The following is a 13,274-nucleotide window of genomic DNA, read 5'->3' on the forward strand; positions in this document are numbered from 1 at the left end:
TCTTAATGACCTCCTTCAAACCTGAGTTTTCCAACGCTCACTTTCTCACTTTCCCGGAACACACCGTGATCCTCCATCTCCTCCCACGTGAGAAGCGGCGACGTATCCCGGTTAGACGAGCGGTACAGATAATCGAGCACATCCTTTTTCTCCATCTGTTTGATGTTAACCCCGACCCGGTTAAAGTAATTTCTGACGACGCGGTAAGTGTTCGTTAGCTCTTGTCTAGCCAGGTCACGCATCTCTTCATCGGAAACCGTGTCCTGTTTTTTGGTTTTCTTGAGTAACTCTTCTACGGTCGGGTTGCCAAACGTAAAACCAAAATCCGATAAGTCCTCTCGGTTGATTTCCAACCGTAGAATATATTGCAGATCCCGAACAGATTGTTGTTCCATCAGTGATATAAAATAGTCGCGCAGTTCATCCGCATAGCGAATGAAATCCGCATCTTCTGTCTGTATCGCTTGAGCTTTATACTCTTGAAAATAATCCTGTATGTCATAGTGGTGGGACTCCGCACGACACGTCATGCGGTGGGACAGCGTATTGACAATATCCCGGAAACTGTTCCAAATCATGCTTTGTTCTTGTGGAGACTTTAACGGTAAAGCCACCGGTGTTACCCGGAAATACATGACATACCAGCCGTCTTCTGTCTCCACTAATCCATCACTATCAATACGTTCCACCTGAATTAAATCACTGGTATTTTCTTTCGGTGCTTTCAGCTTTTTACTGCTCCGGAACAGAAAAAAAGCCGCGATCCCAAGGACAACTAACAATAAATCACTCCATGACAATGTCATCTCGCTTCTCCTTTCCTCTTTCTACCCTTAGGGAAACAAAAAAAGCCGCAAAATGCGGCTTAAGGTCTGAAATATACTCTTTGTCTTCGCGCACACTTTACCCACTCCGCGATAAACGTCCCAAATGTCATCCCTGTCCCAGGATGTCTCACAAAAGCAAATATGGCACTCACGCCAAAAGGAAGCCAGTAGGGAAAATATCCCCAAATGCCCAATCCCGGAATGGGAGGAAATGCAGTCGCTAACTTTACACTGATGACGGAACCGGCGGCTAGCCAACCGAGTTGCCGGAAGGAGAACCGCCAGACAATTTCATTCTCACCTTGAGATTTATATGGCAACACATGGTGTTCTCCAAACATGGCATTCCCCCTTTAAAGTTTTAATCCAAACAGACCCATAATCAACGAGACAATCCTGTCCGCCATGAAGACGACAATCAGCGCAAGGATAGCGTAACCGAATTTCGACTTAGCAGACGCCATGCGTTGTGGATTGCTTGACCCCCTAATAACAGAAACGCCCCCCAAACGAAGAGAACCGCTACAATGACACCAAAGATGGTGCGGACAAAAGTGACAATATTATCTGCCGCGGTATTCACTTCATTTTTAAGGGCGTTTTTATTGGGCTTCACATCTAGCGCAGCTTCAGCGGGGCTTGCGACAAATATGCTCACTAATACCGCCGCCAAAACTGCTAAAATCAAGACTTTCCTTCTCTCCATTAACTTGACGATCGCCACTTTTTAGACCTCCTCTTGCGTGAACGAGTTTTTTTTAACAGCCAATAATCCTTTTTCTACATCAGTCTCACCCCCTCACCCTAAGAGAATAAAAAAAAGAACGCGGATAGGCGTTCCTTAATAGGTACGGTGCACTTTAACACTTAATTTGCCTCTTATGGTTATTGGTACATTCACACTCTCCTCGTACCCGTTATGGTATCTCGATGTCACTTTAAATTCATACGTTCCAGGCGTGAGATTTTCATATACGGGATCGTAAAAAGAACTTCTCCACTCATCCCCATCTTTAGTTAATTCCACCCTTTTTGGCCCCGTATCGAAAGGCGATTCCACAAACACCTCTACCGCTTTATCACTCGTCTCGGCGACGATAATAAACGGCTCACCGGCGAGAAACTCATGCTCTGCACGACCGGTTTCCCGACGAAGTTCCTCCCACCTCGGGCATGTTCCACACGTGCTTCTAACTGTTTGGGGACTACAAAGGATTGGACTGGAGACCAACTCGACCAATCGCCGTGTACATCCCTTCCCATTACACTCCAATAGTACGTCTGGTTCGGGTTTCGATGAGAAAAGTCGAAGGTGTAAGTTGTGATCCAATTTCCGGAAATACTTAATACGTCATCTCCACCCGGAGTTGTCCCGATTTTTAACCGGTACTGATTCATTCCGTCTTTTTCCGGATCGTTCGCCCGCCACTTTAATTCGACTTTTGTTTGACCCATCTCTGTCACATAACCTGATGGAGGAAATAATGGTTCGATCTCAGGTGCTAGATTATATATCTCCAATCCGGTTTTTGTATTGGAATGAGATGCGCCATACGGGTCGGTTACCGTTAAGCGCAGGTCATATATACCAACCTCTGGGAACTTAACACGCGGTTCTTTTGTTGTTGAAAACTGCTTCCAACCCGATGATCCCTGCAAACGGTACTCCCATTTGTACGTCAAGCTGTCGCCATCTGGATCACTTGACATGTTAACAAACGAGACATCGCGCAATCTGTCCGTTTTACTGGGACTAAACTGAAAGACTGCTTCAGGCGTTCTGTTTCGCACTGTAAACGACCTTGTTGGTGCCCAGTCCGACCAGTCCCCTAACTCGTCACGGGCCATGACTGTCCAGTAGTAAGTTTGATTAGGTGGACGTTCGGAAAAATCGAAGGTGTAGGATGTGCGCCAACTTCCGGAGGTATTGGCAACGTCGGAGGCCCCCGGCGATGTTCCGATTTTTAGCCTGTAGTTCGTAATACGATCTCCTTCTATATCGCTAGCCGTCCACCTTAGTTCGATTCGGTTGTTGTTGGCATTTGTGACGGAATCATTAGCCGGTGAGGACAGTTTTACAATGGGAGCATGGTTGAAGTATCCGATTTCTGCCGTTTTCAACTCTTTATTGTTACGGTTCCTCCCTCCAGCTGCAATGACGTGGCCGTCCGGAAGAATAGCAGCAGCCGGAAGCCTGCGCACTGAAGTCAGTTCGCCTATCTTCTCCCAGGAGTTGTCTTCAGGACGATAGACTTCTACCGTATCTAAGTTAGTTCCACTCCTCCGGCCCCCCATTACCAAAATTCTGCCGTCTCTTAGTCTACCCGATTTGACCGCTGCTTTCGCTTCCGTCATACTGGCAGCGGTTGTCCACTTTTTGTTTGAGGGTCATATATTTCAGCTGAGCTTGGTATTTACCGTTATCATCGGTCCCGCCAGCAAAAAGGATTTTTCCGTTTGCCAATACTTCCATCACAAAACTAAAGCGTGTCGTTCTCATATTTCCGACCGATGACCACGTGTTCGATTTAGGATCATAGATCTCCATCGATCGTATCCGTTGGGTCTCATCATTGCGACCACCGGCAACCAATACACGTCCGTCAAGAAGTTTGACCATCCGGTAATTACGTCTGGGCGTTTTCATTGGGGCCGCATACGACCAGGTATTGGTTTTGGGGTTGTATATTTCAACTGTATTTGTCGCTCTTGGCTTCGGATCTGGGCTAAATTTGGTTCGACCGCCAGGTACTAATACTCTCCCGTCATCCAGTGTAACGGCTTCTATTTCTAACCGCCTTTCTTTCATAGGGGCTTTGTATACCCACCTGTCCCGGTTTTTGTCATATAACTCAACTGTCCTTGAAATTTGATTTGTTTTTTCTCCCGACGCACCCCCAATTACAAGAAAATCTCCATTATTCAGTACTACCCCCGCTGGCCCATGCCCCCTTGCTTCATTCATATCGGCAATACGCCGCCAATTTCCGTCAGCTGCCTGTACACCTTCATGAGGGAACATTATAGAGGTAAAGAGGACGAGAGTGACGATAACTATTAATCCCCTTTTTCCTTTAAACAATAAGAAAACCTCCCCCTACACCATAAAAAACTTTTGCACTACACCAGCGACGATTACACTCATACCAATTAAAAAAGCCGCAGGAAAGCGGACAGGTTGGATACCAGATCCTGTTTTGCTGACAAACCCCCTTACGTCTTGTATTAACAAAGTCAAAATTTGCCCCGGCTTATAATCGGCTTGTTTAACTAAATGAACAATCCCGATCAAAAGATGCCCTGTCATGTAAAGGATAAAAGCGAGCCCCATCATACGAATGTCTGCTGTAATGCTACCCAAAACGGCAAACAGCTTCACGTCTCCCGCACTCGTCATTTTAATCAGGTAAATAACGAAAAAGATCGTAAAACTAACGGCCAGCGTTTCAATGGACGCTCGCCATGTCCCTTGCAATACGTGCAACATTATAGCTAGTCCCAAATGAATAGGAGCACCTTGTTATAGATTTTGAAATACTTAAAATCAGTATAAGACGTGTAGGCGACGGCAAAGCCCAACAGTAACAAAAGCAAAGGTTCAATCATCAACCGTGACCGCCACCTCAGCTATTGCCGATGTATAAAGGGTAGTCATCCCGCCGCCGAATTTGGGGATGTCAGCCTTTACAACCGCCCAAATCCCCGGATTTTCAAACATATGGGTTAATCTCCCATCGGAAACACTTCTCGGGAATGTTCCTCCTTCTACGACTTGAAACGTCTCCACATCCCACATGTCTATTCCTCTTATATTGTCTTCAAGGTACTGATCAAACTTTTGCCTCGCCTCCGCCTCATCAAAGTCTACATTGCCTTCAAGTGCTAAAACATCATCTGAATACGCATGAGCTGCGGCTTTAACGGCCCGATTGACGGCACTTTTTAGTTGGTGTTGAGCGGTTATGTTAACCGCTTGTGTCACAACAAAAAACATAAAAAGGGTGATGGTCACGATCACAAACATGTATTGAATCGTGGCCATCCCTTGCTCATTGCGGAATATATTCCGAGATAATGGTGCCTTTAAGATAGAGATAATCGTTGTCAAGGTTATCACCTCCGATTAATCCCATAATGGCACCATATAAATTTTTTCCTGGGCGAGGAGCTGTAATCCCTACTTCGATGACACTTCCTTTTTCTACCCGACCTCTGGTTGTATCTGATGTGAAACTGGCATTTTGTATTCCCTGTCGTTCTAAGTCGCTTTTGATTGTATTTTCTATTGCGGTCGTTACCCCTCCTTCAACCGCCGCCATTTCAAGTGCACGGTCGAGTTGTTGCTGCAAGGTGTTAATGGATTGGAATTCAACCAACACCGCTATTGGAAAGAACATGACAAATGTCATGACTAAAGCACCAACCATAAACTCTACAGTTGACATTCCGCGTTCATCTATAATGCATCGTTTAATAACTTCTCCCCTTCCGGCTATAAAAAAAAGTCGAAGGGAGGAAAATCCCCCCTGTGATGGGCATGGGAGGCGTTTTTTTATCTTGTTGCCTCTGTACCCGCTTCTTCTATCGCTTGTCCAACTTTATCCGCTGTCCCTTCAATCTCAGGTTTAAATACTCCGGTAAATACGAAGAGGGCTAATAACACCATAACACCTGCGCCCACAATGTACTCCAGCGTGCTTAATCCACTTTCATCTTTCCAGAACTGTTGAATGCTTCTTACCATACAAATCATTCCTCCTAGATCGTTTAATTTGGTTGATACCAGTCTGTTTCATACTGATCCGGCGCCAGTTCCTTTTGTTCTTTGACAACTGGTTGAATCGCAAATACAAAAGCGGCAATGGCAATCGCGGCCACAGCTGCTGATCCAATCAAAAATTCGAGTGTGCTCACCCCCTCGTGATCCTTCCAACAACGTTGGAGCTTCCGCCTCATGCAATCCCTCCATTCTCTTTAATCTCTCTTCTTAAATCTTCACCACCACCTTTCACTTATAGGCATAAAAAAAGGAAACGTTGATCAATAACGTTTCCTTTGGATGTGTTAATTTAGATTAACCTATCGTAAACCCATCAAACATGCTTAATGCCTGAACAATAAGGGGATAAAACCACGAGATTACGGCCGCGCTGAACGGTACCATGAGTAACAACGTGTGGTAAACAGGCTTTTTAGTAGCGTTTTGTATCCGCTTATAGTGATTGGTCTGAGACACCTGTTCTTTGTAGTTTTCTAACATCACAATGGCATGTTCACTTCCTTGTGCCAGCTGAACGAGCAAACCAGATAGTAATTGCAACTGAATCACATCGCTTTTTTCCAGCCTTATGATAGCTTCAATGGACCTTTTGGGTTGTGCCATGCGTCCAAAACAGGTTTCATTTGCCTATAAATCGGTTGAGATACATGGATGGAATCCCTCAACGCTTGTTCCATAGTACTGCCTGATTTCACAAGACTAATAAAGGCATCTAAAAAGATTGGCAATTCAAAGGCAAGTTTTCTTCTTCCTTTTTGGATAGATGAATCAAAATCCGCTTTAAAAAGGTCGCAGAAAAGAAAAATGCGGCAAATATTAAGTAGCCGGTCATCCACTCCCCCGTAAGAAAGAAATATAACCCAAGTAATATTCCTGTATAAAACAGGCACTTTTCCACGATCACAACCGATTTGGAGTCACGGTAAAAGGCAACTCTAACTTTGCAAGAGCCTTTTCAAGTTTAGGATCAGATTTAATAGGGTTGTCTCGATTTTGTTCTTGAACCCGGTTAGCAATTGATAAACACCATACCCAAAAACAGGCTCCAACCCCTAAGGAAACTGCTGCTGTCAGCACGTTCATTCCACCTCTTTTCTATCCAAATAATAAAGATCGCTAAACTCACCAAGAGAAGAACGGCTACAACCGTCACGATACTGCGTCCCAGCGGTTCAGTGGTAACAAACCCATAATTCCCTGGCAGATTGTAAAGAAACAGCCCCATCGCCGATATCATGAGGATCAAATGAATCATGCGCGTTTGCGCCATCTCCGCTTTTTCCCGCTGTGTTTCAATTTGGCTCGTTTTCATCTGTTTCACTAAATTAAACAGACCATCCTCGATGTCTGCTCCCCGTTCTTCCCTGAGTAACAAAAGATTCACAAACTGTCTTGCCCACCGGTTATTTACACGTCGCCCTAAACCCTTCCAGTACTTCATGCACCCGATACCCCGTATACATCTCTCTTGCGATTCGCGCAAACTCCGATTTGATCGGTTCCGGCAGTTGTTTTGACGCATGATCAAAACTCCTGGCCAGATTTTTTACCGCCACATATTCGGCACTAAACACTTCAATGCTGACGATAAACTATCCATCATATTCATACGGTAACGTGTGGCTTTGTAAGCGATAAAGAAAGTTGGAAGATACCCAAACAGAATACACAGCAACATACCGACAAAGACATTCTTTAATCCATATCCACCGATTGCGCCGGCCACCACGCCAATAGCGGTATAAAAGAGCCATCTGTCTGCAGTTATAGAGAGGCCTGCGGCGTCGATAATTGAGCAATCGGCCGAAACCATTTCGGTGCTTTTTTTACATGTTGCTTTGGTTCGTGCATTCTTCCTGTTCATGAACATATAGGATACTGAGAAAATCAAAACAAAAAGCAGGACTGGAACAGCAACATTCAATAAAAAAACTCTACTCCTCCTTCCTTGCCTTAAGCTAACTTAAAAGTGTCCTCGGGCGGATCAAACAGGTTGAGTTTAGCCTGCAGTAGATCAGATATCGCGTTTGGCATTTCCCATGTGTCACCCGTAAACCGGCACAAATCACGAAACTGCACGTTGTTGTCCGTCTCCGTGCAATGGACTTCGGTTATGCGCCATACCCTGCGAATTCCTGTTCCCGGTTCCACATGAAGCTGTATGACCACATCGACGGATCGCGCAACACGAAGATACAAGTGGCTGGAATCCCAGCTGCGACCGTCTTCCATAATCATGTCTACCAGATCCTGTATGGACGCTTCCGGTGAATTAGAATGGATTGTCCCCATCGAACCTGGATGTCCGCGGCGGAATGTTTTAACTAATTGATCGGCCTCTGCTCCCCGTGCTTCCCCTAAAATGACAATATCCGGCGACAGGCGCAACATGGTATGAAATTGGTTGAGTAACGTCCTGTCAAGGTGTTTTTGTTCTTCAAAACGTAATGATGTTCCTCCCTTTTAATATTGATCTAACGCTAATTCATAGGTACTTTCCAATACCCCAATGCGTAAATTAGGGTCAATAAATTGGGTCAACCAACGCAATAAACTCGTTTTTCCTGATGACGTTGGCCCGATGAGAAGAATATTCGCCCGTCCTCTCACCAGTTGCGCAAGGAGATCTACCACTTCTTGGTTCAACGTGCCATAATACAATAATTTTTCCGTCGTCAATCCTTTTATCCGGTGTTTGCGAATAGTAATGGTGGGATGTGGTGTTTCATCCCGGGCGCGTCAGGGTAATGCGTGATCCATCTGCCATCTTGGCTTCTACTACCGGGTGGAACGGTTAATTTCTTTGTTCTCGTTCGACAATAGCCTTGCCTGTATTTCCATAACTTCATCGTCATGTTGGAACATGACGCCATGTGCTTTTACCCGTCGCCCTTCCCTTTCAACCCATACATTTTCTCCTGCACCGTTGACCCATATTTCGTTGACTTCCGGATCGTCATACAGGTGTTGAATCTGTCCTAACCCCCAAATGACATTAAAAATATCCTGTATCAAGTCATTCGTTGCATTAATCCGCATGTCGTACAATTGCTCACGCACTAATGTCTTGGTCTCGGCGACGGCTTTTTATCCCCTGCACGAGCTAAACGAAACAAATCATTATTGTCCGTGTTTTGAATGATCCGTTCTTTGACACGTTCAGCAAGTTGAGAAACGCCTTCCATCAATGGACATCCTCACCTTTCACTACTAAAAAAAGCGGAGCTTGTGCTCGCGCTGTTTCCAGTGCCTCTATCTCTTTTTGGTGAACCTGTAAGGTCACCCCTACATCCGATCCCAATTCAATCGGTTCTTCCTTCCGATGATTGAATAGACTGTGGATTCTGTTACGAGAGCAGCCGGTCTCTCCTCTGTTGCCTGAACCCACACTTCAACATTCATTCCCGGTTCAATTACAGGACCATTAGCCGTTGTGTATGTAGCATCGACTGTGTAAAGCCTTGTGTTTTCATCGGTTATTTCAGTGACTAACTCTGGTATTATAAACTCCCCTGCTTTAATATCCTTTTTTGCTGATTTCCCTAATAATTCAGCAGGATCAAGTGCTTGAACTGCCTCCCCCATAACAGCCACTTGATTGAGGTGGTGGTCTTCTATCGTTTCCCCAGCTGATATATCTTTCGCGGCAACGACGATTCGCACATCGCTCTCTTGAGAAGCCTGAACATAATAGGCGTATCCTCCTGCTACGACCACGGCCATCAGGAATGATAAAACGATTTTCACAGTTTTCCCCACAAGTAAGTCCTCCTTTAAAAATTTTTCATATCCAAGAAAACCATTCTGAAAGATACGTGTTCCATACAAAAACCAAAGCTACGGCCGCTAATCCAATCCGTGTGATTAAATCAACCACAACATAGAGGGCATACGGCATTTTTACACCGATTTTTAATTCGTAAGGAAAGAAAAATTGTACTCTTCCGACGAACATGTCGAGCAAAATATGTGAAGAGAATCCTGTTAAAATGGCTAATGTGACCCACCTTCCCATATAAGGGCACAAATGGTCAGTAACAAAACCGGTATCCATGAGTGAAAAAGAGTGCGATGCCCTACGATATGCCGCAATGGCCATGATATAAAGAAAAATACCCTGCCCGCAAAGCTGCGATTATCGTCAATATCCGGCAGGAGACCCGCTACACCTCCTATCACAGCACCAGTGATGGAAGGGTAGACGGTGTAGCCTACCACTACCCTCCTAAAAAGTGTGTAGATGCTTTCATGCCAGATATTTCACTCCAATACTCTTCTATTAATAACAAAATATGGGATAAGCCGCCACCAAAGCCGGCCTTATCCGTCTTTTACTCAAAACAGCGGTAGCAAACAAATCTTTTGTTCCTTGGCCTTTTTCTGTTTTCAACTTTCCACATCACCTCTTCTCCTAATGCAATTGAATTACCACATTCCATACAACTAGGTAACACTTTATGCACAATATACCAGGCTTGTAAAAAACTTTTATCAGCCTTAAACGGTATGTTGTAAAAAGAAACCTGTTCCGTTTTTGTGATGGTTAATCACTTCCTTTCGTTCACCTTCTTTCTGACCTCCCAGGTTGAGACATTTCTTTTGCTCATGTACAATTTTTCCAAACGGGCAATGAGGTGATAGAATGAAAGACTTTAACACACTGATGGCAAACAATATCGTAAAAGACAGCCCACCCACTTATCGTCAATCCTGTTTGGTCTTGACGTGTACCCGCTGTTTGCAAAAACGAACAGCAGATCATTCTCCTTCCATACTTCTGTTTGAAAGTGAAATTAAACGGCTTGATGAAGGAATAGCCTGTCCTACATGCACTAGCAAGTGCCTCCCTGACCTCTGTTTTACTGAAATGGTTCAAAAGCTGATGTACGGTCCGTTCAACATTTACTCCAAAGACGCTGCCATCAACTTTGAAAGCCAGAATAACAGCATCACGATCCCGCTTGAGTTGCACACATCCGAGTGGACCCTTCCGGAAACGGCAACACATGACTTGTTTGAATGGTTTCTGGACATCGGGGTAGAACATTATCCCGCTTTTGGGACGGGTCTCAAGCATTTCGACTTCAAAAACTGGTCTTTCAGAATCCTGAGCCAAAACTGCAATACCATCCATGCTGAAGATTTCATTGACTTTGTGATGGAATGACCGTTTTTTCCAGCGGGCGCACCTCTATCTCCGCCCGTTCTTCTCTCTTGTTTTTCACCGCCTGCTTCGTCACATGCAATACTTCTACTTGCACGTCATCCACATAACAGATGCCGCACATGCCGTCCAAAATGCTCTTGGCCACATTGTCCAGATCAAATCGGCTTCGGGAAAACAATTTCATGGAAACTTCCACCGGACCTGTTAACGGCTGTTTACAGACCTTCCTTGCCTCCCATCCCACCAACTGCTGGTATGCTTTTGTCTTCTCCGGGGTGTACACAAAAGCCGCTCGTCCTCTCATCCCCAACCTTGGCCGGCTCTTGGGAACGGGACGTCCGCTCACAATAATCTTGATTGTTTCTACCTCCCTCCTTAAGCCACAATGTCCTGTATCTCCCTGGATGAAAGACAACATGCGGCAAAACCGGGCAATGATGTTTTGTCAGCCAAACATGACGCAAAACGTTCGTCCGTCATCTCTTCGTACGGAAAAACGACTCTGCTCGTTTCTGCCAGCATCCGGATGTGTTCTGCTAAAGCTATGAGTTGGTATACATCCAGTTTGGATACATCACACGCTTTTACGTCAACCAAAATGCAGACACGTTTCTCTAAATGGGCGAACCTGAAAAAATGTTCAGGACCACCTTTGGCGTTGTAGATATGCCAGAACTGAACCATCCATACCGATTCGTCAAACTGTTTCCGCATGACTTCCAACGCTTGAAACTGGTCATTCAACTGTTTCAGAATGCCCAACTGAACACCCCCTTTCGTGTGTCGTTAATCTGAACCGGATCGCTTCCAAAGCCAATTCCAGATTATGAACATCCAGTTTGAACAATTCATTGACCGTCACTTCCATCCCCCGGTTGTACAAAACCACTGCCAGCTTTGCCAGTATACGCATACCACTTGAAAAATCCTGCTCGGCAAACATCTCCGTAAATTCAAACACCCCCTTGTCCGGCTTGTAGTACGGGAATGCTTTCTGTCTCAGTTCTTCATTTCCGCTGATGAGGTAGACGAGTGACAAATGCTCTTTGTTGTTTCTGTACCGTTCAGGCAACATGGAACGCAATTGGCCAAAGTGAACCGCATGGTCTTTGGAAAGAAAGTTGGTACCCAAATTTCCCCTCCTTTTCGTGGTATGCCTAACTGGAATCGTTTAGCCAACAGAAGCTCTGAGGGGCTGGAAGGCGAAGACTGAAACAGACTCACCCATCGGAAACATCTGTCTCCAGCCCCAAATGTCCCCTACCAGGTTCCAGTCTTTTTGGGCTGGACAGGCCACTTTTCCCGTTCCCTCACCAGCCCTTTGAAAGAATATTTTTTTCGCAACAGAAGCACCTGCAAAAGAAGTGGTGTGAGGTATCAGGCTTTTTACCATTTCCTTGCCATTCAGGCCGTTTACGCGTCTTTGTTTCCCACCGGATACGCCACGGTATAGCGAAACCTTTGTACGTGGACATGGAGCCACGGGATGGTTGCCATCAAAAAAACACGCCTTTGATCGTATTTCCCATTTTCCGGAAGTCGATTGTATACTTAGAGAGTGAGAATAGGGGCGACCAGCCAAAACGTCATAAACATTGATTTGACAAGGTTTTTGGCCAATATGAGGTGTGAACGATTGTTCACACATGTGTGAACGATAATTCACACTTCTTTTTTACTCCAATCCCTTGTACGGCAAGGGTTTCCTCAAATTATACATGTCGATTTATAGGGTTATTTTTTCGATTTTTGCTCTTTCTTATATTTCAGGAATGTTTTGCGCTTGACGAGCTTCCCGTACTCCTTTCCACTATGGAGCCACACTTTCCATTCCAGTAACACCCCTTTCTTTTCCAGCTTGTCATACCGCATAGCGAGTCGGGCCAACGTGGGGTTGATTCTGTTTCGCTCTCCGCAAAACACGATCTCCGGATTAACAAAAAGAGGACGTTCGGTTACTGGACGCCCGAATTCTCGTATCTCATCAGTATTGGCAAACTCATAGACGATCCCCTTCTCTATGAGTTTGTTAATTATCTTGCTTACATGTTCTCTTGTACAGTTCAAGCACTCTGCGATCTCACTCACGGACATAAACCGTTTGGTTTCCGGGTGTACGATGGCGTTTGAATGCATCTCGTACAGATCGGTCATCCCAATCAAAAAGCCAAGCTCGTTAAATGACAGGTAATCCTTCTCGATTAAAACCCGGATGTTGCCTTTCAGCGTCTGCACAAACCCGGCACTGTTTGTTTCCTTCTTTTTGACTATCACAAACCCTTTCTCATTCGCCTTCTGCTCTTCTTGATTGACAACATCAAGGTTAATATGACTGTTCAATAAGTCTCTTTCCCTTGCGTTACGTTCAGCTTGATCCCATGCCTCTTTCACGGCACTTCACCTCTTTTTTTGGGCAGAATGTGGCATCCGTGCTTCTTGCAGGATCGAACCCACAGGCAGTTGTGGCAACCCCTTTCTCCTTTGCCAAACCTGAAATACA

23 protein-coding genes and 1 pseudogene are annotated in these 13,274 nt (G+C 45.1%); 1 reads left to right on the forward strand and 23 read right to left on the reverse strand.

Annotated elements, in window-relative coordinates; translation table 11 throughout:
* Window positions 1–2: 2 nt before the first annotated feature.
* The 18 genes and pseudogenes from B0W44_RS15775 to B0W44_RS19275 form a co-directional block, all read right to left on the reverse strand.
* Window positions 3–806: a TraC-like domain-containing protein gene (locus B0W44_RS15775; RefSeq protein ID WP_077719520.1), complete on the reverse strand. Its 804-nt coding sequence runs from the start codon at window positions 804–806 to the stop codon at window positions 3–5.
* 439 nt (window positions 807–1,245) lie between these two features.
* Complete coding sequence (locus tag B0W44_RS15785) at window positions 1,246–1,551, reverse strand: TrbC/VirB2 family protein (RefSeq protein ID WP_077720856.1); 306 nt, start codon at window positions 1,549–1,551, stop codon at window positions 1,246–1,248.
* 344 nt (window positions 1,552–1,895) lie between these two features.
* Entirely contained in the window at window positions 1,896–3,182 is a 1,287-nt protein-coding gene (locus tag B0W44_RS15790; RefSeq protein WP_077720857.1) for a glycoside hydrolase family 78 protein, read from the reverse strand.
* Window positions 3,148–3,909 carry a Kelch repeat-containing protein gene (locus B0W44_RS15795; protein WP_077720858.1) on the reverse strand — a complete coding sequence of 254 codons (762 nt, stop codon included), beginning with the start codon at window positions 3,907–3,909 and terminating at the stop codon, window positions 3,148–3,150. The genes B0W44_RS15790 and B0W44_RS15795 overlap by 35 nt, the downstream gene beginning before the upstream one ends.
* Window positions 3,910–3,924: 15 nt before the next feature.
* Window positions 3,925–4,314, reverse strand: a complete 390-nt coding sequence (locus B0W44_RS15800) for a hypothetical protein (protein ID WP_077720859.1) — start codon at window positions 4,312–4,314, stop codon at window positions 3,925–3,927.
* 111 nt (window positions 4,315–4,425) lie between these two features.
* On the reverse strand, window positions 4,426–4,935 hold the full coding sequence (locus B0W44_RS15805) for a hypothetical protein (protein ID WP_149026954.1): 510 nt from the start codon (window positions 4,933–4,935) through the stop codon (window positions 4,426–4,428).
* Window positions 4,877–5,272: a hypothetical protein gene (locus tag B0W44_RS15810; protein WP_149026953.1), complete on the reverse strand. Its 396-nt coding sequence runs from the start codon at window positions 5,270–5,272 to the stop codon at window positions 4,877–4,879. The genes B0W44_RS15805 and B0W44_RS15810 overlap by 59 nt, the downstream gene beginning before the upstream one ends.
* Before the next feature lie 107 nt (window positions 5,273–5,379).
* On the reverse strand, window positions 5,380–5,571 hold the full coding sequence (locus B0W44_RS15815; protein ID WP_077719513.1) for a Flp family type IVb pilin: 192 nt from the start codon (window positions 5,569–5,571) through the stop codon (window positions 5,380–5,382).
* Window positions 5,572–5,594: 23 nt separating this feature from the next.
* Window positions 5,595–5,783, reverse strand: coding sequence for a hypothetical protein (locus B0W44_RS15820; protein ID WP_077719512.1), 189 nt, complete (start codon window positions 5,781–5,783; stop codon window positions 5,595–5,597).
* A 118-nt stretch (window positions 5,784–5,901) separates the two neighbouring features.
* Window positions 5,902–6,210, reverse strand: a complete 309-nt coding sequence (locus B0W44_RS15825) for a hypothetical protein (protein WP_077720860.1) — start codon at window positions 6,208–6,210, stop codon at window positions 5,902–5,904.
* On the reverse strand, window positions 6,174–6,443 hold the full coding sequence (locus tag B0W44_RS17905; protein WP_149027054.1) for a hypothetical protein: 270 nt from the start codon (window positions 6,441–6,443) through the stop codon (window positions 6,174–6,176). The genes B0W44_RS15825 and B0W44_RS17905 overlap by 37 nt, the downstream gene beginning before the upstream one ends.
* 173 nt (window positions 6,444–6,616) lie before the next feature.
* Window positions 6,617–7,048, reverse strand: coding sequence for a type II secretion system F family protein (locus tag B0W44_RS15830; RefSeq protein ID WP_077720861.1), 432 nt, complete (start codon window positions 7,046–7,048; stop codon window positions 6,617–6,619).
* Between the two features lie 105 nt (window positions 7,049–7,153).
* On the reverse strand, window positions 7,154–7,531 hold the full coding sequence (locus tag B0W44_RS15835; protein ID WP_077720862.1) for a hypothetical protein: 378 nt from the start codon (window positions 7,529–7,531) through the stop codon (window positions 7,154–7,156).
* A gap of 29 nt (window positions 7,532–7,560) precedes the next feature.
* A pseudogene (locus tag B0W44_RS18700) lies at window positions 7,561–8,316 on the reverse strand (ATPase, T2SS/T4P/T4SS family).
* Between the two features lie 69 nt (window positions 8,317–8,385).
* Window positions 8,386–8,667, reverse strand: coding sequence for a hypothetical protein (locus tag B0W44_RS15850; RefSeq protein WP_077720865.1), 282 nt, complete (start codon window positions 8,665–8,667; stop codon window positions 8,386–8,388).
* A gap of 225 nt (window positions 8,668–8,892) precedes the next feature.
* On the reverse strand, window positions 8,893–9,366 hold the full coding sequence (locus tag B0W44_RS15855) for an SAF domain-containing protein (RefSeq protein WP_077720866.1): 474 nt from the start codon (window positions 9,364–9,366) through the stop codon (window positions 8,893–8,895).
* A 25-nt stretch (window positions 9,367–9,391) separates the two neighbouring features.
* The gene (locus B0W44_RS18280; RefSeq protein ID WP_169835345.1) at window positions 9,392–9,706 is read right to left on the reverse strand and encodes a hypothetical protein; all 315 of its coding nucleotides are present in this window, start codon (window positions 9,704–9,706) and stop codon (window positions 9,392–9,394) included.
* Window positions 9,601–9,825 carry a metal-dependent hydrolase gene (locus tag B0W44_RS19275; protein ID WP_169835631.1) on the reverse strand — a complete coding sequence of 75 codons (225 nt, stop codon included), beginning with the start codon at window positions 9,823–9,825 and terminating at the stop codon, window positions 9,601–9,603. The genes B0W44_RS18280 and B0W44_RS19275 overlap by 106 nt, the downstream gene beginning before the upstream one ends.
* Before the next feature lie 649 nt (window positions 9,826–10,474).
* On the opposite strand from B0W44_RS19275, the gene B0W44_RS18285 reads away from it, so the two are divergent.
* Window positions 10,475–10,774: a hypothetical protein gene (locus B0W44_RS18285; protein ID WP_169835469.1), complete on the forward strand. Its 300-nt coding sequence runs from the start codon at window positions 10,475–10,477 to the stop codon at window positions 10,772–10,774.
* Here B0W44_RS18285 and B0W44_RS15880 read toward each other — a convergent pair.
* From B0W44_RS15880 to B0W44_RS15900, 5 genes are all read right to left on the reverse strand, one after another.
* Window positions 10,752–11,192 carry a RusA family crossover junction endodeoxyribonuclease gene (locus B0W44_RS15880; protein WP_077719504.1) on the reverse strand — a complete coding sequence of 147 codons (441 nt, stop codon included), beginning with the start codon at window positions 11,190–11,192 and terminating at the stop codon, window positions 10,752–10,754. The genes B0W44_RS18285 and B0W44_RS15880 overlap by 23 nt on opposite strands.
* Window positions 11,150–11,536 carry a hypothetical protein gene (locus B0W44_RS15885; protein WP_077719503.1) on the reverse strand — a complete coding sequence of 129 codons (387 nt, stop codon included), beginning with the start codon at window positions 11,534–11,536 and terminating at the stop codon, window positions 11,150–11,152. The genes B0W44_RS15880 and B0W44_RS15885 overlap by 43 nt, the downstream gene beginning before the upstream one ends.
* A complete protein-coding gene (locus B0W44_RS15890; RefSeq protein WP_077719502.1) occupies window positions 11,511–11,906 on the reverse strand; it encodes a DUF6075 family protein in 396 nt (131 codons plus the stop codon). The genes B0W44_RS15885 and B0W44_RS15890 overlap by 26 nt, the downstream gene beginning before the upstream one ends.
* Before the next feature lie 39 nt (window positions 11,907–11,945).
* A complete protein-coding gene (locus tag B0W44_RS17915) occupies window positions 11,946–12,440 on the reverse strand; it encodes a hypothetical protein (RefSeq protein ID WP_149026950.1) in 495 nt (164 codons plus the stop codon).
* A 68-nt stretch (window positions 12,441–12,508) separates the two neighbouring features.
* Window positions 12,509–13,165 carry a hypothetical protein gene (locus B0W44_RS15900; protein ID WP_077719500.1) on the reverse strand — a complete coding sequence of 219 codons (657 nt, stop codon included), beginning with the start codon at window positions 13,163–13,165 and terminating at the stop codon, window positions 12,509–12,511.
* Between the last annotated feature and the right edge of the window lie 109 nt (window positions 13,166–13,274).

It is taken from the genome of Novibacillus thermophilus (assembly GCF_002005165.1).
GTDB classification, from domain to species: domain Bacteria; phylum Bacillota; class Bacilli; order Thermoactinomycetales; family Novibacillaceae; genus Novibacillus; species Novibacillus thermophilus.